Raw genomic sequence first — 21107 nt, forward strand, 5'->3', positions numbered from 1 at the left:
TTATTTTTATGAGCGATTGTTTTATCAGATCTTCACTATCATCTTTCCGATATTGCTTCCTTTGAACAAACCGAGGAATGCATTGGGCAGTTCATCAAAACCTTCAACGATGGTTTCCTTACTTTTTAATTTTCCTTCGCTGATCATTTTTGCAATGGCCTGCCTTGCCTCCGGCCAGCGGGAATAATGCTGCCTGATCAGGAAGCCCTGAACGAGTAATCCTTTCATCAGAATCGGATACAGAATGCGCGGCCCTTTCGGTTCTTCTTTTGCGTTATACAAGGCTATTTGTCCGATCAGGGCAATCTTTCCCTGCATATTCATTCGTGCCACTACGGCATCGGTGATATCGCCTCCCACGTTATCCAGGTAACCATCGATCCCATCAGGACAGGTTCTTGCAAGAGCTGCGGGAATATCCTCTGTGTTGTAATTGATCACTTCATCGAAACCGAATTCTTTTTTAAGCAACTCGTTTTTCTCATCGGAGCCTGCAATGCCGATGATGCGTGCTCCGTGGAGCTTCGCTATTTGTCCGGCTATAACGCCCACTGCACCTGCGGCTCCGGAGATCACTATTGTTTGTCCGGGCTGCGGTTTGAGAATATCCACCACACCAAAATAGGCAGTGTACCCTGTGGTACCGAGAATGCCCAGATTATAACTATCCGGCACATCAACATCTCCAATGGGTTGCAGCTTGCTTCCTTCTGCGATAAATTTCGTTGCCCATGGCAACATGCCGGAAACTTTGTCACCGGGTTTGAGCGCAGCGAATCTGCTTTCTTCTACAATAGCCACTACACCACCTTCCAGCGGCTTATCTACCTGAAAAGGAGGAATGTAAGATTCAACATCGCGCATTCTTCCGCGCATATAGGGATCTACTGAAACATACAGCGGCCTGAGCAATACTTCGCCTTCTTTCAATGCAGGAAGTTCGATTTCTTCTGTACGGAATTGCTGAAGACCCGGCGCTCCATCGGGCCTTGAAGCCAATACTATTTGTTTAACGGTCATACTATATGCTATTAATTATTGAATGATTGATCAACTGTGCCTGCACAATCGATTCCACAGCATTTGCAGTGGTAAACAAAAGAACAGCAGTGCATAATGAATTGTTCGAACAGTAATATCTTTCTTGGAGCATGAATAAATTTTCTGATCAACACCTTTTTATGAATAATCAATCCTTAACGTTCACTTAATATTACAACTCTAATTTCGCCGCGTCCCAAGTACAAATCCCTCAGCAATGATCATAGACAAATCTTTACTGATGCGCCTGCAACAACAAGACAGGTCTGCATTTGAAGAAATCTATACGATCAGTCATCCCGCCCTTTACCGGTTTATCTTAAAAATGGTGAAGTCGCCGGAACTGGCCGAAGACGTTTGTCATGATGTATTTGTAAAGCTCTGGGACAAATCCCATCTCATCGATGCCGATCGTCCGTTGCAACCATTTCTGTTTGAGATAGCGAAAAATCATTTGCTGAATTTCATCAAACGCAACCACCGCGAAAAAGCCATCATTGCCGAAATGATGAAACATGCGGAGCAGGCATCCAACACCACCGAACACAGCTACCAGTACAGGGAAACCCGCGCCAGGCTTGCAGATGCCATCGAACAGCTTCCACCGCAACGCAGGCATATTTTCCAGCTCTGCAAGGAAGAGGAATTGTCGTACATGCAGGTGGCCACTCATCTCCGCATCAGCGAAAGCACAGTGAACAATCAGATAGTAAAGGCACTCAAATTCGTGAGAGGAAGCCTCAGTTCATTGTTGATGTTACTTTAATCATCCACCTTCATTATTCTCTGTAACGCAGTATCTGCGCGCATTTGCGTGACCCAAAAACAATTCCTGAATATTTTTTGAAATGGAGTAGATGTAAGTGATCTTCTGTTGGTATATATGGAAAGCTCAAACACTACAGCAATAAAAAATGCAGACTCCACAACAAAAAGAAATGGTGGACCTCCTGGTCAGATACCTCGAAAACCGCTGCACACCACAAGAGTTGCAGCAGGTAGAAAAGGTACTGGCCGGAGGCAGGCATGAAGAAGAATGGAAAGCGGCGCTCGACCTGACAGCAATGGACGTCCACTCCGACAATCAAGAACCTTTATCCGAAGAAAAATCATCATCACTTTTTTCAAAGATCAATGAGACCATCGACCATCGCTCACCACGCGTGGTTTCAATGGCTAAGCGCAATATGCAACGCATAGCTGCAGCATCTGTGATCATTATCGCAGCAGCAGGCTGGCTGCTGCTGCGGCAGGGCAATAAACCCGCAACAGAAACGCTGGCAGCCATCAGTACCGAAGCCAAACAACAAAAGAACCTCATCCTGCCAGACGGCACAAAGATCTGGCTGAACAGTAACAGCAAACTGAGTTACAGATCGTCGTATGCATCAAAGAACCGGGAAGTTTATCTCGAAGGCGAAGCGTTCTTCGATGTAGCGCCCAATGCGGAATTGCCATTCAGCATTCACTCCTCAGATCTAACCGTGCAGGTACTGGGAACATCATTCAACGTTCGCTCATACCAAAACGACAGTGAGATCGATGTAGCAGTTGCAACCGGCAAAGTAGCCGTGATGGCTTCCGGTCAACAGCAGGTAATTTCACCCGGCAATTTGATCAGCTGGCACAAACAGAATGGCGGGTTTGAAAAGAGAACAATTGCCATCAACGATATCAATGCCTGGAGCACAGGCTGGATGGTATTTGACGAAGAAACGCTCGAAAGCGTCTGCCATGCGCTCGAACGCGCATACGGCGTGAACATTCATTTTGAAAACCCGGCGCTGCGCAATAAAAAGATCACACTGAAACAAAGACATGAACAGTTGAACAATGTACTCACCGTAATGTCTATCACCAGTGGCATCCAATATCGCAGACAAGGTAATGAAATATGGATCAGGTAATCTCTAAAACCGATATATGAGCTAAAAAGAAAAGCGGAAGTACGTGGGGTACTCCCGCCCTATTAACAGCCTCTAAAAATTTATCATCAAACAAGACTATTAAAAGCAATGTACAATTTTACTGAAAATAGTAAAAAGGGATTACTATTTCTTTACCCGAACCGTATCAGCTGTATTTTGCTGGCGCTGATAATGCTGGCGATTCTCCCGGCAGCAGCCATTGCGCAGGATGCGAAGGCAACAAAGATTACCCTTCATGTAAACGCACAATCGCTCAAAGCCGTTCTCGGCAAGATCGAAGAGCTGAGCACACTTCATTTTTCGTATGCTCCTGAAGTTGGGAATATCAGTCCGGTTTCAGTCTCTGCCGACAACAAACCAGCAGAAGATGTACTGAAAGATCTGAGCAAACGATATGCAGTTCAGTTCAGAACAATCGGCTCGATGATCGCAGTAACAAAATCTGCCGTTACGGAAACAAAACCAGCAGCTCCCCAGAAAGATCCAGGCCGCATCATCGGAAAAGTGATCGACGAAGAAACCGGAGATCCCTTATCTGAAGTAACCATCCGCATCGGTTCAAGGGGCTTCAACAGCGGACCAGACGGGTCTTTCAGCATTCCCATGCCAAAAGGAACGTATCAGGCCGAGATCTCTTACGTAGGTTACGGCACCAAACAAATCACAGATATTGAAGTAAAGGATGATCAGAATTTTGATCTGACCGTAACACTCAAAAGAGAAAAGAATACACTCACGGGAGTGGTAGTAAAATCATCTGCGAGAAAAGAAAGCATCAATGCACTCTATGTTCGCCAGAAGAACGAGGCCGGCATCATCAACGGCATCACGCGCCAGCAGATTTCAGCGCTCCCCGACAAGAATGTGGGCGAAACGCTGAAGCGCATTTCGGGCGTGAGCACCAACGATAACCGCAGAGTGGTAGTGCGCGGCATTGCAGAACGATACAATGTTGCCATGATGGATGGCGCCATCCTCCCCAGCACAGATGTGCAGGTGCGCGACTTCGAATTCGATATCATTCCCAGCAACCTCATCGATAATGTGGTGGTATCAAAAACATCCACTCCCGATATGAGTTTTGGCTTCGGCGGAGGGCTTGTACAAGTGAATACATTCGCCATACCCAGCCAGAATTTCACCACATTCGGGTTCGGAACAAAATACGTAGATGGCAGCACCGGTAAAGATTTCCTGGGTTATGGCCGTGGGAAAAACGACTACCTCGGATTTGACGATGGCATCAGAGATCACTTTCCGAAAGACCTGCTGCTCTTCAACGGAAGAAACTACAATCCGCAAAAACCCAATGCAGTTCCGGACCCAGGCACAACGCTCATCACTCCCGAAATGATTGCAGCGCAGAACAAAAAGATCGGAGGTCTCGAAAGAATGGGAACACGCAGATACACCACTGCACCCGGACAAAATTATCAGTTCAGCCTTGGCCGCACCTACCAGATAAAAGAAAGCCGCTTCGGTTTTGTAGGATCTATCAGCTACCGCAACGAACAATCCATCGACGATATTCCGATCTTCGAACGCGGCAACTGGGAAAAACCCGGAAAGGCAGCGTACGACGCAATTACAGAAGAACCAATTGACGGCGCTGCAGCAAAGCAATACAACTTCAGCACCAGCTGGGGTGCATTGTTCAACATGGGATGGAGTGCCAAAAATCACAAGATCACAGTACGCAATTTCTATTCGAGAGTATTCAACAATCAGTTTTCGCGCATCATTGGATTTGGCAACGAAATTGGTTTTGGCTCACTGCCCGCGATCCGCGAATATGATCGTCCAAAATTCATAGATCTGTTGCAGAACCGCATCAATGGCGAGCATACATTCGGAGCGCTTCGTTTCGAATGGAATGTATCCCGCAACAAACTGGAGAACCTCGAAAAAGATGCAGTGGAAGCATGGCTCGGACCAAGCAAAACGCTGAACGAAATACTGTACAATGTAATGCCAAGTGGCGCTACGCAACCGGGCACAGGCACATTCAACAGAGCACAGTACTACTATAAAGAAACCAACAAAAGCGCTGAAGCTTCGGTCAGTTACAATCTGAATCTGCTGGGACAAAAGCAGGTGATCAAAGCAGGTTACCAGTACCTCGTTCGTCATGGTGTGTACGACTGGACCATCCTCCCCATCGGAACACTTCAACCCACCGGATCGATCTATCCGTTTGTACCGGTGCAGCAATGGAATAAGTTTCTCGATTTCAAAGATCCGCTGAAAGATCTGTTCTATTTCCCTGCGGAATTCTCCATGAATGGATATGATGGCAAGAACACCAATCAGGCAGTATACGGAATGCTCGACAACAGATTCACCAAATGGCTTCGACTGGTTTGGGGAGTGCGTGCCGAATATTACAAATACGAAAGACTGAAGAGCGGAGCCAATGATCTTGTGATCAACCAGATGATCGAGCGCAGCAAAAAGGAAAGATTTGTAGATCCGGAAACAGGCAGGATCGTAACAGCAAATGCCAGCCCTGAAAGCGAAGAAAAAACATGGCGTTACCTGCCTTCAGCAAGCCTTACCATTACTCCGCTTAAAAACTTCAATATCCGCGCAGCTTATTCACAATCGGTAGTAAGGCCGGCACTGATCGAGAACTCGCGCATGATCCGTTATGATCCGGGTATCGGAGCTTATCGTATGAACGAAGGTGTTTTATCTACCGTGATCGATCACTACGATTTCCGCCTCGAATGGTATCCCAAACCCGGTGAAGTGATTTCTGCAGGTTACTTCTACAAATATTTCGACAAACCTGTTGAGATCTACAGAAACATGCCAGATGCCACAGGCCGCATCTACGTTGTTACTCAGAACTCAGACTGGGCAAAGGTTCAGGGATGGGAGTTCGATCTCCGCAAAAGCCTCGGATTTATAAAACCCGAATGGAAATTCCTGGACAATATTTATTTCAACGGAAACCTCACATTGCAACAATCGAGCGTACAGGCAAGCCAGTATGTGGGCAAATCGATGGGGGATGATAAATACGGAAGACTGTACGTATACCGCACCAGAAAGCAGCTCAAAGAAAACAGACCTCTTTACGGACAGGTACCGGTTCTCTACAACCTGGGACTGCAATATGATGGCAGTCGTTTCGGCGCCAATATCGCCTTCAATTACATGGGGTACAAAACATTCGCCACCGGCATGTCTCCGAACATCGTGGAATATGAGCGTCCACGCAATCAGCTCGATGCGCAGCTGAGCTACGCTTTCCTGAAAGACAAGAAACTCACTGTAAGACTGAACATGAGCAACCTCCTCAATGATCCATATCGTTTCTACATTAACAACTACACAACCTACAAGTATCAGGACAGATGGAAAGGTCTCGGTGATTCAGAAATCCCTGTTACCGATTGGAGCGAAGTATACGAGTGGAAACCAGGCTTCTCACAGAAATACGAAAAAGGTGAATTCGAATTATCAGCCGACGGAAAAACAAAGACCCGTACCGGCGACAAGGATACCTTCATCCGCAAAGTAGGTGCATCGTTCAGCATCTCCGTAGCATGGTCGTTCTAAATTCAATCAAACAAATCAGCACAATGACACTCAATAAAATATTTGCACTTCCGATAGCCTTGCTGCTGCTGGCTTCGGTTGCCTGCAAAAAGACATCAAACGATTTTCTGTACAAGAACAAGATGCTTCCCATCAACATCCAGGGCTATAATGGCAGTGGGTCGCAACTGCTGGTAACAGTAGATACTTTCAAATTCGTATCACCACTCACTACAGGCTCTTTCGATCTGAGTGAGGCCTATACATTCCCCCCCGGCAAAACAAGTGTAAAACTCAGCATCACAGAAAAAGAAAGCGGAAAATCTGTGCTGGACAGAGAGCTGAAATCAACAGACGATCTCACTAAGATCAGTTTCTTTTACATGAACGGGATTGTAGCAGACATGCCAGCGAAAGAAGCAAAGGAAGATGGCAAGCTGAAGATCTCTTATATGTTCATGCCTACCGTAACCAAATACACAGAGCCGGTAGACATTGTACTGGGGAAGTTTTATTTCATACCCAAAGTATTTGAAGAGATCACCAGAATTAAGAATGTGAAGCCTTATGAGTTTTCTCAAACCATCAGTCTTACTCCTTTTTCGTTAACAGGGCAGACATACAACGGGCAACCAACCCCACTTCTCTTCCTGGCCTATATCTGCAAAGCGGGCACCAATCAATTTTACACAGAAGGCACCGAGTATACCTGGCATGTATCTTCTTCTACCGCGCCCAAACCAGCAGCAAATGCAGCTTCGAGCACCATCTACATTTTCAGCGAAGCTCCGGTAGGAAACAGTATGCGTTTTTTCAAGAACCTGGAATTATAAAACAAAATGAAAACGAAACAAATCATACAACGACTGTTCAGCATTGCATTGCTCTCATCAATGCTTACAGCCTGCAATAAAAAAGACACCAACTACGAAAAAGCAATCCATGTACTGGTTACAGGCTACAATGGATCAGAGGGTGTATTACAGGCAGCTATCGACACTACTGCTCTGGACAAGGAGGTAGCGTATGGGAAATACCTGACCAAAGCCAATTCAATCCTTGAGCTGAACTTTACCCATTCTTTCCTGTCTGGCAGTAAGAATCAGACTTTGACGCTCACAGATACAACCACCAATAAGGTTGTCTTCAGCAAACCCTTGCCGGAAGCAGGAACAAAAGCATTTTTCAATTTTGTATTGATCGATGGCAAGGAGCTGCCACTCAATCCTCCTGCTGCTGATGCATCAACCAACAAAATCGGATTTTACATTCACACACCCGGACAGGATGCAGCGGTAGACATTATCTTCTATCGCAAAGACGCGAACAGTGAAACGGAGTACAGAGAATATTTAGCCAGGAACGTTCAGCCAAACAAATGGGTATTCGTGAACTATGTATCGGCTGCGGGTTTCGACCAAAGAGATCTGCTGAATGTTTCAAAAATTCTTTTTACCAAAACAGGCACAACCGATCAGTGGGCATTCAACGACGATGCCAACCTCAGTAAGATGGATGCTGGTGGAATGAGCTTGCCGCTTGCAGGTGAAAAAGGATTGGTGCTCCCCTACTTCATCGTACCCGGTGAGCAATTGGGCAGAGTTCGCATGTTCTTCTCTCCTGACAGATTGTGGTAGATTAATAATAGATGTTCAAAAAAAGCGGAGGACAATTGTTCTCCGCTTTTTTTGTTTTGATGAACGAAGATCAGCCCCAATATTATCTGTACATGATTATCACCCGTTGAGCAAAATCTACAACTGTTCGTTAGGTTATCAACCCAAATCGCTTGCGTATATAACCGCACCCGCGTCGAACCGGAATATTCCTTCAAATGTGCAAAACTTGCGCAACCGTTTGATTATTGAGAAAACGGTGGTGCAATGTTACTCACCGGCTTTAACATTTCTTAAACAATTGGATTTGTCGTATTTTTTCTTGTGCTATAACGGTTTTGCAACTAACGGCAACACATTCATCAACCAAAACTTAATTCACATGAGTTTAAAAAACTGCTGTAGGGCATTCTATGCTTTGCACTCACTCACGCTATTGCTGCTGCTTTTCTCCCCACCTCTAATTGCACAGGAGCCACAGCCAGCCACTCAGCAAAAAATTTCGGGTATGGTAAAAGATTCATTGGGAACTCCTATCCCCAATGTTTCTGTACTGGAGAAAGGAGTAAAATCAAATGGCACCACTACCGACCACACCGGAATGTTCACGCTTGTACTGAAAGGGAATTCAAAAATGCTTGTATTTTCTACCGTAGGTTATGTAACACAGGAAGTAAATTTTGCCGGCAAAACATCGGTGATAGTCACTATGGAATCCGACAAAAAATCCCTCACCGATGTGGTGGTGATCGGTTATCAGGAAGTATCGCGCCGCAAAAGTTCGGCAGCCATCGCTACCGTAAAAGGAGAAGTGATTGCCAACCTTCCCGCTCCCAGCGTAGACATGCTTTTGCAGGGACGTGTCAGTGGCGTAAACGTACAGAACTCTTCGGGAGAGCCCGGCATCCGCAACACACTCGTTGTTCGCGGCAATACGTCCGTTATGCGCGGATACGATGAAGCAAGAGCGCTCAGTACGCCGCTGTATGTGGTGGATGGCATTCCACTTTCCGTTACCGACTTTGGCGCGTACGACAACAACAGCACACAAACCAATCAGATAGCGGGTATCAACCCCAATGATATTGAGTCAATCGATATCTTAAAAGATGCTTCCGCAGCCGCTATCTATGGAAGCCGCGGCTCGAATGGTGTGATCATCATCAAAACAAAACGCGCAAAAACCGGAAAGCCGGAGATCAACTTCAATGCCTACACCGGCATTACTCAAAAACCCGAATTGATGGAAACCATGGCCGGCGCAGAAGAACGCCGGATGAAAATGGCCGTTATTCAATTGTACAACAAATACGATGATAACGAATCACTTCCCATGATGCTCACAGACAGTCTGAACCCTGCATTCAACAATGCTACCGACTGGCAGAATATGTTTTACAAACAAGGCATCGTAAGCAACTTCGATCTGTCTATCTCCGGATCCAACGAAGCCATCAATTACAGACTCAGTCTTGGCCATTACAAAGAAGACGGCATCGTTAGAAATACCGGCTACAAACGATACAGCGTTCTCGCAACCATTGGTGCAAAAGTTACGCCCTGGCTGCAAAACATGACGCGCATCCGAATCGCACGTCAGGACAGGCCACGAAGCACCAATGAACGCACAGGAGGATTCTTTGCCTTCGATACTTATCAGATGCCTTCTTCCTTCTTTGCACTCACAGACAACAGCAGAGATTATCTCTTAGGCAACAATAACCGCACCGACAAAAACATAGACAACTCTCTTCAGGTGAGCACTGCATTTATTGTAGACATCCTGAAGAACCTGCATTTCAATACCACACTGAATTACGAAACCACCAATGCGAACCGCGACTATTATCAGCCATCAGTGGTGAGAGACAATGAGATGGGTATCGCATCGTCCTTCTCATCGAAGAGAGAATACATCACCATGTTCAACACCCTCGATTTTACACAGAATTTCGGGGAACATCGCCTCAATGTTATTGCAGGGCAGAACGTGGAGTACACTCAATACAAATCTGTGTTTGGCGAAGCAGACCTGATTCCCAATGATTATGTATGGCGGGTTATAGTGGCCAACAAGAACTATTCACGTACTCAATCTGCCATTCAGGAAACCGGCCTCCAGAGCATCTTTAGCCGCGTCAATTACGATTTCAAAGGCCGCTACCTGCTTTCTGCCGTAGCCAACTTCGATGCATCTTCCAAATTCGGAAAAGAGAATCGCTGGGGCTTCTTCCCTTCTGTTTCCGCAGGATGGATCATCTCCGATGAACCATTTATGCAGAACAGATTTCCATGGCTCAGTTTCCTGAAACTCAGAGGCAGCTATGGTGTTACCGGTACTCAGCCGGAAAGAAACTACCTCGGCTATAACAATTACATCGTTAACAAAGCCCGTTTCGATGGCAACGACGATGCAACTTCGTATAATGGCGTTCCAGTAATTACACCGGATTACAAAGAAGGTATCGCACAGAAAAGTTTGTCGTGGGAAGAATCCAAACAAGGCAATATCGGTATTGAAGCCGGGTTTTTCGATGGAAGGATAAGGATCATCGCAGATGCTTACAATCGCAGCACCAGCAAAGGCTTCTTCAATTATCTGCTGCCTGTTGCAAGCGGATACACACAGGCGATGACCAATGCAATCGGACTTCGCAACTCCGGCATCGAGCTTACGCTGAACACCAGAAACCTGCCTTCCAAAAGCGCCCTTCAGTGGTACACCGATGTCACTTTTTCGTTCAACAAAAACGTGATCACTGCGCTGCCTAATGGAGGCAGAAATATCATCTTCAACACCAATTCGGCGGTATTCGGAGAAGACTACCTGCTCTCTGTAGGATTGCCCGCCAATCAATACTATGTGTTCAAATACGCAGGCATTTATTCACAGGAATCCGATATACCATTTAACCTGCTCACAGGGAAGAGACTCACCGGAATCGCAGGCTGGGACCTGCATCCAGGCGACCCCATACTGATCGATCAGGATGGTAACTTCGAAATCAGGGAACCGATGGATTACATCATCGGTGGCGATCCCAATCCTAAATACTACGGAGGGATAATGAATACCTTTACCTGGAAAGGTTTCTCACTCGGTGTATTCCTCAACTTCACATTCGGAAGGGACATCATGAACAGCTACCTTAACCGCCGCCTGCATTATCTCTTTGAAGAATCAGGCGATCAGGGAGAGAACCAGCTGGCATACCGCGCCATGATGGATATAGACAAACTCAACTACTGGAAAAAACCCGGAGACAAAGCGGACTTTCCAACTTTTACACTCGTAAATAATCAACGGGCACCTTATCGGTTCTTCGATAAAACCACCATGTATATTGAAGATGGCAGCTACCTGCGCGTGAAGAACATCACAGTTGGTTATACTTTCCATCCAAGATTATTGAGCAGACTGAAACTGAAGCGCCTCCGCATTTATGGAATGGTGGACAACCTGGTTACATTCCAGCGTTCCAGCATTCCCGATGCAGAAGCAGTGAATGCATATGGCGTTTATACCGGAGATGGATATCCGATCCCTAAAAAATTCACATTCGGTATTGATCTTGGGCTCTAACAACTAAAACACTACGAAATGAAAAATCTAACATATTTCTTGTCAGCTGTTTTACTGGGCTGCATGCTGCTAAGCAGTACTGCCTGTAAAAAAGTACTGGAACTTGAATCGAAGGAAAACCCTTCCAGCAACAAGTTCTGGCAGAATGAACGCGATGCGCGGGCCGGACTGATGGGAGGTTATTCTCTCCTCCGCGAAGCATTATTAGACAGAAACCGGTACTATGTATATGGCGATGTACCCGCCAATACTTTCCGGATCACCTACTACTCTGACTATGCCATTCACCAACTCCGCGATGGCTCACTCGATGGATCTTACTATGGCGGTTTGGAGCAATTGCAGGACTGGAGTATGTTCTACAAAGCCATCGCACAAACTAATCTGCTGGTTGCAAAAATCCCCGGTATTCCCGATAACAGTTTCAAGCCCGGCTACAAAGGTTATTATCTGGGCGAATCATATTATCTCCGCTCCTTCATCTACTTCTTTATTTCACGTGTGTGGGGCGATGTGCCGCTGGTGCTTGATCCCGTGGAGGACGTTGCAGAAGCAAAGAACTATGGCCGCGAAAAACAAGCCATCGTACTGAAGCAATGCCTCGATGATCTCGATAAAGCAATACCCATTTTACCTGAACAACCCATTTCAGCCAATGATCGCGGAGTAAGAGCAACACGCGCATCTGCACTCGCTTTGAAAGCGCATATCTATGCATGGATGAAAGATTATGTAAAATGCGAGGAAGCTACACGGGATATTGTAGCCAATCCCGCAAAGTTTGGTCTCACCTTCATCACAGACTCCCTGCAATACCAAAAGATGAGTATCGGCAGATCAACGGAGGCAATCTTCGAGATCAGTGTAAACTACGACCAGAACGAAGGGCAGGATATGGAAACACCCGGCGATTACAAATGGAGCCTCGGATACAAAACGCTCTTCGACCCTTACGTGAGTTTCAGAAAAGCAAAAAAAGCGGATGATGTTCCCTGGCTGGTACTTGAAGCCACAAGCAAAAAACTGTACAAAGATTCCGGCGATCTCCGCAAATCCATCTGGTTCTATCAGGATCCTTCAGACAAAGAACTGCTGATGCTGAAGAAGTACTCCAACGTGATCTACAAAGATGGAGATGTTCAGAAAGACGCATGGTTCTCCAACAATATCCTCATCTTCCGCCTCTCAGACATTATGCTGCTGCGTGCCGAAGCGTTGTACAAAACTTCCAGAGAAGGAGACGCAAGAATGCTGGTGAATCAGATACGCAGCCGCGCACATCTCAAGGAGGCCGATCCCACATTGACAGGTGAAAATTTCTTCCGTTACCTCATCTATGAACGCCATCGCGAGTTATTTGCAGAGGGGCATGCATTCTGGGATGAGCTGCGTACAGGAACCATTGAAGATTTCAATCCAACATTCAATGGATCGGTAACACCAGGAAATCCAAAATTTGGCATGAATTACTGGCCCATTCCCCGCATTCTTTTTAAAGACAATCTGCTGATGAAACAAACACCCTACTGGAATGGCAGAATCTGATTGCTCAACAAAAAAACTGACAAACATGAAACCAATCATAAAATATTCATTGCTCCTATTGCTGGTTGCCTCATTTGCATCCTGCAAAAAAGACTATCTGAAAGGCGGCAGTCTGCATGATCCCAAATTCAATGGCAGCACATACGAATACCTGAAAACAAATGCGCTGTTCGATACACTGGTACTGCTGATCGACAAAACAGGATTGAAGGATGAAGTAAATGCAGCCAACAATACCTTCTTCGCTCCTACCGATTACGCCATCAATAATTACGTGAAAAAAGTTGTACAGGAAAGAAAAAGACTCGAAGAGAATGATGAGAACCTGATCGTCAATTTTAGTGACCTCGACTTTGGCCCCCTGAAGGATTCACTGCGTGCTTATATATTCCAGGAGAAAATTGCGAGGGACAACCTCAATAAAGATGGGAAGATGTATGCATCAAAAGATGGCGAGCAGCGCCATATTTCACTTCGTGACGATCCAAGCAATACCTACACTACCGGCGGCCTCACCATCACTCCGCAATACATTTATTTCTCGAAAGTGATTGGCGCGGTTGATCCGGTTGACAATATCGATGTTCCGGACGAAGAGAAAGATCTGAGAATAGTCTCGCAAACGTCTGGCATCATTACCAATAATGGCATGTTACACGTATTGGCCAACAACCATATTTTCACTTTTGCGAAAGAACCTAAATAATACTTGTATGAACACTACAATCAATATCAGGCATCTCATCGCAGTAGTAGTTGCAGCACTACTGGTTTTCATTGCCTGCAAAAAAGTCCCTGTAGGTTATATCAGCTCTCAGGTACGGTATGTGAGTGATACCATCCGTGTGCCGAAAGGCACAAATTTCAGTACTGATGCCAGAGGTTTTGAAGTGGATGGATCCAGCTACCCCATCAGTGTAAAACTGCTGGAAGTGCGCGATCTGGCTACCGGCAAACCAGTGAGCTTCTTCACAGATAAACATGATGTAACTGTCTTTACAGCCTTGTTCGATCCGAATACCGACACCACCGTTGAGCTGCTGAATAAGAAAAGAAAAACAGAGAGCCTTGCTCCTGTGAAGATGATTGAAAAATCCGGACAATTGATGTTCAATACGGGAACCATCGATATTCCAAACGGAAATTACACTTTCGACATTCAATTGAATAATGGAAGTGGCCAAAGGATATTCAAGGATATTTCAACAATACAGATCCAGGACATTCCATTCAAAGTTGAAAATTCAGGTGGTACCGCCTGGTTTCAGGATAACAGTACTATCAGCGGTGACATAGGTGTACCCACCATCACTTTCAAAAAGCTAAACAATGATGGTTATCAGGTGAGGTTGAAGATCACAGATAAAACAGGAACTCCCTTCAATCCTAAAGCAGGCGAGTTGATCAAAAGGGGCGACAGGCCTACATTTGAGACCTATGCTAAATTTCATCCGGTTCAATACACGGATACCACCATGGTGTGTGATTTTGAACTGACTCCATTCCCGATGCTTGAATTTCCGGGTTATGGTTACCTGATGTATTATCGTATCCCCAGCAAATTTGTAACAATTGATCCCGGCATTACCACAACTCCTGCCAGCATCTACAGTGTCAATCCGAGATTTGCGATCAGGGTATTACAGACAGGAACATACGAAGTAACAGTAAAAATACCTTACGTAACCAGAAAAGGAGGGTAGAAAATAATAGAATGTAAAAATAGAGAAGGGCTGAACTTTGATTCAGCCCTTTTGCCTTTCTGTTGGGTTGAGTTACATCACATAATAAGTTTCCGGAGCGGGCGGTTTTGAAATGGTTCCCATACCTGCCATTTCAGCCAAATTTCGTTCGATGGTTTCGGACAGTGTAGTCATCGGTGTATCCGTAGGTGTGTTCTCAAATGGATCCTGCATCAGAATAGCAGTGCGTTCTATAGCGATGAACAACAGCGGCACCACGGTAACGATAAATACTTCCAGCACTTTATTGTTTCGTTCGAGACCAAATGGAAGAATGGTCATAAACACATAGATCAGAAAATGGATCAGCAGGCTGTAAGACCACGGGAATACAGTGTTCTTGATTCTTTCGCACCGGCCCATCGAATCGGTAAGTCGTTGCAATGTGGCATCGATCTGAATTTGTTTATTGGCGTTCAGCTGATACTGGTCCGATACCTGTGCCAGTTCTTCTGCATGTTTGGTGAGCAACAGATTTGGCAGGTTCTCGCTTTGAAGGTGGTGTTCGGTACAGTAATCTTTCAGTTTCTGCGACGGTTCAGTTCTCCTCAATGAGTGTGTAAGCGCAAAGCACCAGGCGGATTGCCTGATGGCGAAGCTTTTGATGATGCCTGCCTTTTGAGGATCGTTGGGAATGAATTCGAGCAGCTGCCTGATAAGCGTTCTGCTGTCGTTGACAATGGCGCCCCAGATGATCCTTGCCTCCCACCATCGTTCGTAAGACTGGGCTGTTCTGAAGGCCAGCAACAGGGAAACCAGTGTGCCCACCAATGCAGCATGTCCCAAAGGAATATCGATGCTTTTCAGAACAGGCAGGTGATCAAACAAACCCATTACAGTGGCATAACAAACAATGGCCAGCGCATCCCATTTTATCAGGTTGAGAAAGTAACCGAGCGAAATCCTTTTCTTAAGGAGCATAGCTAAGTATTTTTGACTTTACCCACTCACACCAGTACGCGCAAACACATTATAAATTTATGAATACTTATTATACGATGCGGCTTTGAGGGGCATCTCTGAAAAAGAAAACCCCGCAGTTGCGGGGCTTTCCAGGAATATTTCTGAGAGGAGGTTATTTGCCGAATAAACCGGAAAGGTTATCCAGAATACCGCCGCCGCCATCTGTGTCTTTTTTCGCATCATCAGACTTGCCGCCACCGATTGCATCGGTGAGGTCTTTGAGGTCTGTTTTGCCGTCTTTATTGATATCGAGCGCACCACCACCCAGCATGGATGTGATGTTGCTGAGATCGAATCCACCGCCACCCTGTCCGCCGGTAAAGCTGCCGATCAGGGAAGAGAGATCAAAACCTCCGCCGCCGCTGCCAGACTTATTGAAAAGTTTGCTGATGATCATAGGAAGAATTGAACTTGCGATACCACTCGCCTGTGCCCCACTGATACCCAGCTTGTTTGCCAGATTGCCGGTAAGATCGGAGTTTACAGTCTGCATTACAGGATGATTTTCATCTGCCCCGCCTCCCGAAAACATGCTCATAAGATCGGAAGCGCCGCCATTGCCGATCATGTTCTGAATAGAACCGATAATTGATTCACTGGCGATATTGCTTACGGTTTCATTCTGCTCGTTGGGAATATCAGGGTTTTGTTCTACAACTTCCTGTGAAGATTGCTTCACCATTGACATTAATTGCTCTATCATATAGTTGGCGTTTTGGTAAATGTACGGTTTCTGATAAAGCAACGATGTAGAGAAACCTTGTTCAGCAGATTAATTTTGAGTAACGAGCGCAATAATGGAACATTTCTCCAAACCTCACGACCTTAAAGAAGGCTTGTAGTTAAAACCTCCATTATGAAAATTCTACTACTGTCCATTTTACTCTGCTCCTGCATGTATGCCGAATCTCAGCAACTGGACAATATTGTACAGGATGCTGCGGATCATTATCTGCAAGATTCATCAAGAACAGCCCTGTCGGTGGGCATAATACTGAAGGGCCAAAGTTATACCTGGCATTTCGGTACAATCAGTAAAGGCAAAAAGCAAAAACCCACTAATGAAAGCTCCTATGAAATGGGATCCATCACCAAAACTTTTACGGGATTGCTGGTGGCCCAGGCAATCACAGAAGGGAAAATGAAGCTGAACGATGATATCCGGAAATACCTGCCGGGCACCTACCCTCATTTGCAATACCCGAATGGAGATCCTGTGAAACTCAGTTATCTGTTGGCACATACCAGTCAACTGCCCGCATCCTTTGTGAGAACTGAAGACGGGCAACTGAATGACTCATCTTTTCTTCAGCAACTGAAAGCACTGAGGCCAGATACTTTGCATCCTTTCAATTATCATTACTCCAACCTGGGTTACCAATTGCTGGGATATATGCTGCGAAATGTTTACTCCCGCAATTATGGGCAGCTATTGAAAAACATCACGGCGAAATTACAGATGAACGCCACATCCGTTGGCACGGCAATCAGCGGCAGTAAAAATATGCTCAGCGGGTATACGGCTGCAGGCACTGAGTCCACGCCCATCGATACTGCTTATCCGGCGGCCGGAGCCATCAGATCAACTCTTCCGGATATGTTGAAATACATGCAATACCAGTTGAGTGAAAATGATGCAGCAGTAAAACTATCCCATCGCATCCTTTATGGCAATATCGATGAAGGCGCCGCCTGTTTTCAATGGACCTACGGCAAAACATGGAACTGGGATTATTACTACCGGGCAGATGGAGGAACCAGCGGTTTCAGAACCTTTCTTATTTTTTATCCGGATTATCAGTTAGGCATTGTATTACTGACCAATCAGACCAACGAATCGGCAGGCAGGAAGCTGAACGAAATGGCCGCTGCCATTTTAAGAAAAGTAAAAGCAAAGTAAAATAACCAACTCCTTATATTTGTTCCTTAAACTAATAACATACATGCGTTTATTTACTCTTGCTTTCAGTATGGTAATGGCCCTGGCTCTTACGGGGTGCAGCAGTAAGGACAAAAAAGGCGGATGCACCACGCCTGCAGAAGATGATGCCAAAATGGTGAAATATATCGCCGATAACGGTATCAATGCTACCAAACACGCCAGCGGACTGTATTACCAGATCATCGATCCGGGAACAGGCGCAACACCTACCGCCAGCTCAACAGTAAAAGCGAACTATAACGGCAAATTCACCGACAACAAATCTTTCGATGCTAACGTAGCCAGCTTTCCACTGAATAGAGTGATTAAGGGTTGGCAGATAGGTATCCCGCTTATCAAGCAGGGAGGAAAAATAAAACTGATCATCCCACCTTACCTGGGGTATGAATGTGACGACTATAATGGCATTCCCGGCAATTCTGTATTGGTATTCGATGTGGAGTTACTGGAAGTTAGATAAACGAATAAAGACCTGATGGCTTCGGCCAATAAAAAGGAAGTACAAATTGTGCTTCCTTTTTTATTGGCAATTAATCAGATCAGAGGGAAATATTATCTTCAGTAACAGATTCAGTTACTTTTAAGGCCTGATAGCCTGCCATCTCAATAACAAATTTATGGGCAAGAACATACATACCCTTCTCTGCGGAATATATTTATTAGGAACGTTCCACATCAAGACTGTAAACGCTGGATTGAATACATAAACTCAAATTATCCCGTTGACCTTGAGATTGGAGGGAATTCCAAAGGAAATAAGATAGGCTTTGAACAAATCCTTTTCCTACCAAAACACACAGGATAACTATTCTAAATATAGAAGTACATGACTTCCTTTAAGAAAGAACACATAGAAAATGATGGAGACAGTCGGGCAAGACTTATCATAGCAGGAAAGTGGCTTTATGACAATCTTACTCAAATGCCTGTGCAAATATTTGCGATAAACTATGATCATTATTTTGAAATAGCAAAAGCAGATGGCCTATTGGAAAAAGAAGAGGAACCAGCCTTGAACGATCAGGGAGAGCAGTATCTGATAGCCTGGCATGGGAACAACTTTTTTCCCATAAATGGTTCTATTTCCTATGGAGGTATCACACTTGAAGAAGCGAAGAATACAGCACAGGAAAAAGTGCAACACAGTATTGAATGGAGTATCCATTCGGAGTAGCTAATGTGTTTTTTTGCTATTATTTATACATTGTATAGAACTGATTTTGAAAAAGTTCATTTGGATCATACTTCCTCTTTAACTCCCAAAAACTATCCGTCATTGGATAGACGGAGCGCATTTGTTCCATTGTTGCATTTACTCGATACGGCAGATAATAAGTACCTCTTAGCCTGATCGCTTCGTTGATCAGTTGCCTGGTAAGCTTTTTCATTTCCTCTTCTCCTTCGGCAGTGAGTGGCTGATTGTACAACATTTATGGTCATCAGAAATGCATCTTGCAAACTCACGGAAAATATTGTTCTTTGCTTTAGGAATAGTGTGACTGATCCGTGATTGCACAATCTGAAGAAAAGTATATGAAAAAATTATCAGTGAACTGCTTTCAGTACATCATACTTGCCATCGCAGGTACAACCTTGTTTTTATCGTCCTGTAATCTTATACAGGAAAATTCAAACGAGACTTACAATCTCGCTTTCGAACACTACAACAAAAATGAATTTGCCGATGCGTTCAAACTCTTCCAAAAGGCAGCAAATAATGGCAATGCAGAGGCCATGAATATGGTAGGCAGAATGTATCAGCAGGGAGAAGGCACTACCCTCGATTATCAAACAGCAATGAAATGGTTCCAGAAAGGCGGCGAAGCCGGAAGCGATGCAGCGCTGTGCAATATTGGCTGGATGTACGACAAAGCAGAAGGCGTTCCGGAAGATAATGTAAAAGCCGTGAGCTGGTATAAGAAAGCGGTTGAAGCAGGCAATACCGCTGCCATCAATAATATGGGATGGATGTATGAAAATGGAGAAGGTGTAGATCAGGATTATCAGAAGGCCATGGGATGGTACAAAAGAGCAGCCAGAAAGGGACATGCATTAGCCAAGAATAATATTGGATGGATGTATGAATACGGCGAAGGTGTAAAGGTTGATTATGCCCAGGCAATGAAATGGTATGAAGAAGCAGCAAAGGAGGCTGTTCCTGAAGCGTATTTCAATATAGGTTACATGATCGAATGTGGCAGAGGAGTAGACACCAATTATAAAAAAGCGATGGAATGGTACCATCTGGCAGCTGATAAAGGTTACTCAGATGCCATGAACAATATCGGTTGGCTTTATGAGCATGGGAAAGGCGTTGATACAGATCATGCAGAAGCAATGAAATGGTATTCAAAAGCAGCGGCCCTTGGCAATTCAAATTCGATGAGCAATATTGGCTGGATGTACGAAGAAGGAGAAGGTGTTGCCCAAAATAATGAGACAGCTTTGGAATGGTACAGAAAAGCTGAAAAAGCAGGCAATGTCGATGCTGCTGAATACATAGAGAAACTGAATAAAAAGCGAAAGAAATTCTGACAAGAATATTACATCAGCCCCAATGATCCACTATTTCAATCACAGTTTTTTAAAATGATTTCACTGCCCGGTAGGCACAAAAAAGAAGCCCCGCAAATTGCGGAGCTTCTTTTTTGAATGGCTGTATCATTATTTTTGACCGGTCTTCGAGAACAGGTATCTTGTCATGAATATACCATTTGAACCCTGACCAGGGCTAAGTGATAAAGGAATTACCTGTTCCAGCTTCCAACCCTTATCAGTATAATTTTTTAAGGTTTGAGTGATCTTCAGTTCGTTTGACTTAATATTCTTAAAATTAATACCCACCATACTGAACAGGTTCTCCAGGTCTGCTTCTTCCTGTGAAGCATCGGGATTGGTAATGATAAGCTTTGAGCGACCTATGCCACCACCGATCACTGATTCAACAGTGGTGATTTGCAGGAATTGTTTAGTACTGTCTGTTTTATCCTGGGCATTTACCAAACCCGCAAATGAAATAGTCATTACAAAAGCAAGTAGATATTTTTTCATGAAAAGAAGAGATTTTAATGTATTACAACATTAAAAAGAATTCGATTTCAAAATAAAAATAGCCGCTGTAAAGTTTTCTTAATATCATCCTGGAACATTCCCGTGCTAAACAGAGATAGTAGATATGCCATTTTCATAGAAAGCAATAATGAA

Annotated in this window: 17 protein-coding genes; 13 read left to right on the forward strand and 4 right to left on the reverse strand. The window is 44.8% G+C overall.

Translation table 11 applies throughout. The annotated features are described in order from the left end of the window. Positions 1-24: 24 nt before the first annotated feature. Positions 25-1020 carry an NADP-dependent oxidoreductase gene (locus HHL16_RS13900; protein WP_169425797.1) on the reverse strand — a complete coding sequence of 332 codons (996 nt, stop codon included), beginning with the start codon at positions 1018-1020 and terminating at the stop codon, positions 25-27. 238 nt (positions 1021-1258) lie between these two features. Between HHL16_RS13900 and HHL16_RS13905 the strand changes: the two genes are divergently transcribed. From HHL16_RS13905 to HHL16_RS13945, 9 genes are all read left to right on the forward strand, one after another. Further along, positions 1259-1807 (forward strand): RNA polymerase sigma-70 factor, encoded by a 549-nt coding sequence (locus HHL16_RS13905; RefSeq protein WP_169425798.1) that lies wholly within the window; start codon positions 1259-1261, stop codon positions 1805-1807. Between the two features lie 172 nt (positions 1808-1979). Next, a complete protein-coding gene (locus tag HHL16_RS13910; RefSeq protein ID WP_169425799.1) occupies positions 1980-2948 on the forward strand; it encodes a FecR domain-containing protein in 969 nt (322 codons plus the stop codon). Between the two features lie 192 nt (positions 2949-3140). Beyond that, complete coding sequence (locus HHL16_RS13915; RefSeq protein ID WP_169425800.1) at positions 3141-6533, forward strand: TonB-dependent receptor; 3393 nt, start codon at positions 3141-3143, stop codon at positions 6531-6533. Between the two features lie 23 nt (positions 6534-6556). Next, positions 6557-7345 (forward strand): hypothetical protein, encoded by a 789-nt coding sequence (locus HHL16_RS13920; RefSeq protein ID WP_169425801.1) that lies wholly within the window; start codon positions 6557-6559, stop codon positions 7343-7345. A 6-nt stretch (positions 7346-7351) separates the two neighbouring features. Next, a complete protein-coding gene (locus HHL16_RS13925) occupies positions 7352-8149 on the forward strand; it encodes a hypothetical protein (protein ID WP_169425802.1) in 798 nt (265 codons plus the stop codon). A gap of 361 nt (positions 8150-8510) precedes the next feature. Further along, positions 8511-11711 (forward strand): SusC/RagA family TonB-linked outer membrane protein, encoded by a 3201-nt coding sequence (locus HHL16_RS13930; RefSeq protein ID WP_169425803.1) that lies wholly within the window; start codon positions 8511-8513, stop codon positions 11709-11711. Positions 11712-11729: 18 nt separating this feature from the next. Next, the gene (locus HHL16_RS13935) at positions 11730-13256 is read left to right on the forward strand and encodes a RagB/SusD family nutrient uptake outer membrane protein (RefSeq protein WP_169425804.1); all 1527 of its coding nucleotides are present in this window, start codon (positions 11730-11732) and stop codon (positions 13254-13256) included. A gap of 25 nt (positions 13257-13281) precedes the next feature. After that, entirely contained in the window at positions 13282-13962 is a 681-nt protein-coding gene (locus HHL16_RS13940; RefSeq protein ID WP_169425805.1) for a fasciclin domain-containing protein, read from the forward strand. Between the two features lie 7 nt (positions 13963-13969). After that, positions 13970-14959, forward strand: coding sequence for a DUF5007 domain-containing protein (locus HHL16_RS13945; RefSeq protein ID WP_169425806.1), 990 nt, complete (start codon positions 13970-13972; stop codon positions 14957-14959). 72 nt (positions 14960-15031) lie between these two features. Here the strand turns inward: HHL16_RS13945 and HHL16_RS13950 are convergent, their stop codons facing one another. Next, positions 15032-15919, reverse strand: a complete 888-nt coding sequence (locus HHL16_RS13950) for a bestrophin family ion channel (RefSeq protein WP_169425807.1) — start codon at positions 15917-15919, stop codon at positions 15032-15034. Between the two features lie 154 nt (positions 15920-16073). Further along, positions 16074-16664 (reverse strand): DUF937 domain-containing protein, encoded by a 591-nt coding sequence (locus tag HHL16_RS13955; protein WP_169425808.1) that lies wholly within the window; start codon positions 16662-16664, stop codon positions 16074-16076. 153 nt (positions 16665-16817) lie between these two features. Here HHL16_RS13955 and HHL16_RS13960 point away from each other — a divergent pair, with 153 nt between their 5' ends. The 4 genes from HHL16_RS13960 to HHL16_RS13975 all read left to right on the forward strand — a co-directional run bounded on the left by HHL16_RS13960 (position 16818) and on the right by HHL16_RS13975 (position 20438). Next, positions 16818-17861: a serine hydrolase domain-containing protein gene (locus HHL16_RS13960; RefSeq protein WP_169425809.1), complete on the forward strand. Its 1044-nt coding sequence runs from the start codon at positions 16818-16820 to the stop codon at positions 17859-17861. 43 nt (positions 17862-17904) lie between these two features. Beyond that, positions 17905-18363, forward strand: coding sequence for an FKBP-type peptidyl-prolyl cis-trans isomerase (locus HHL16_RS13965; RefSeq protein WP_169425810.1), 459 nt, complete (start codon positions 17905-17907; stop codon positions 18361-18363). 366 nt (positions 18364-18729) lie between these two features. Continuing rightward, on the forward strand, positions 18730-19077 hold the full coding sequence (locus tag HHL16_RS13970; protein WP_169425811.1) for a hypothetical protein: 348 nt from the start codon (positions 18730-18732) through the stop codon (positions 19075-19077). Positions 19078-19436: 359 nt separating this feature from the next. Continuing rightward, on the forward strand, positions 19437-20438 hold the full coding sequence (locus HHL16_RS13975) for a tetratricopeptide repeat protein (protein WP_169425812.1): 1002 nt from the start codon (positions 19437-19439) through the stop codon (positions 20436-20438). 129 nt (positions 20439-20567) lie between these two features. Here the strand turns inward: HHL16_RS13975 and HHL16_RS13980 are convergent, their stop codons facing one another. Continuing rightward, a complete protein-coding gene (locus tag HHL16_RS13980; protein ID WP_169425813.1) occupies positions 20568-20954 on the reverse strand; it encodes a hypothetical protein in 387 nt (128 codons plus the stop codon). Positions 20955-21107: the final 153 nt, after the last annotated feature.

This window comes from Pseudoflavitalea sp. G-6-1-2 (genome assembly GCF_012927185.1).
GTDB lineage: Bacteria > Bacteroidota > Bacteroidia > Chitinophagales > Chitinophagaceae > Pseudobacter.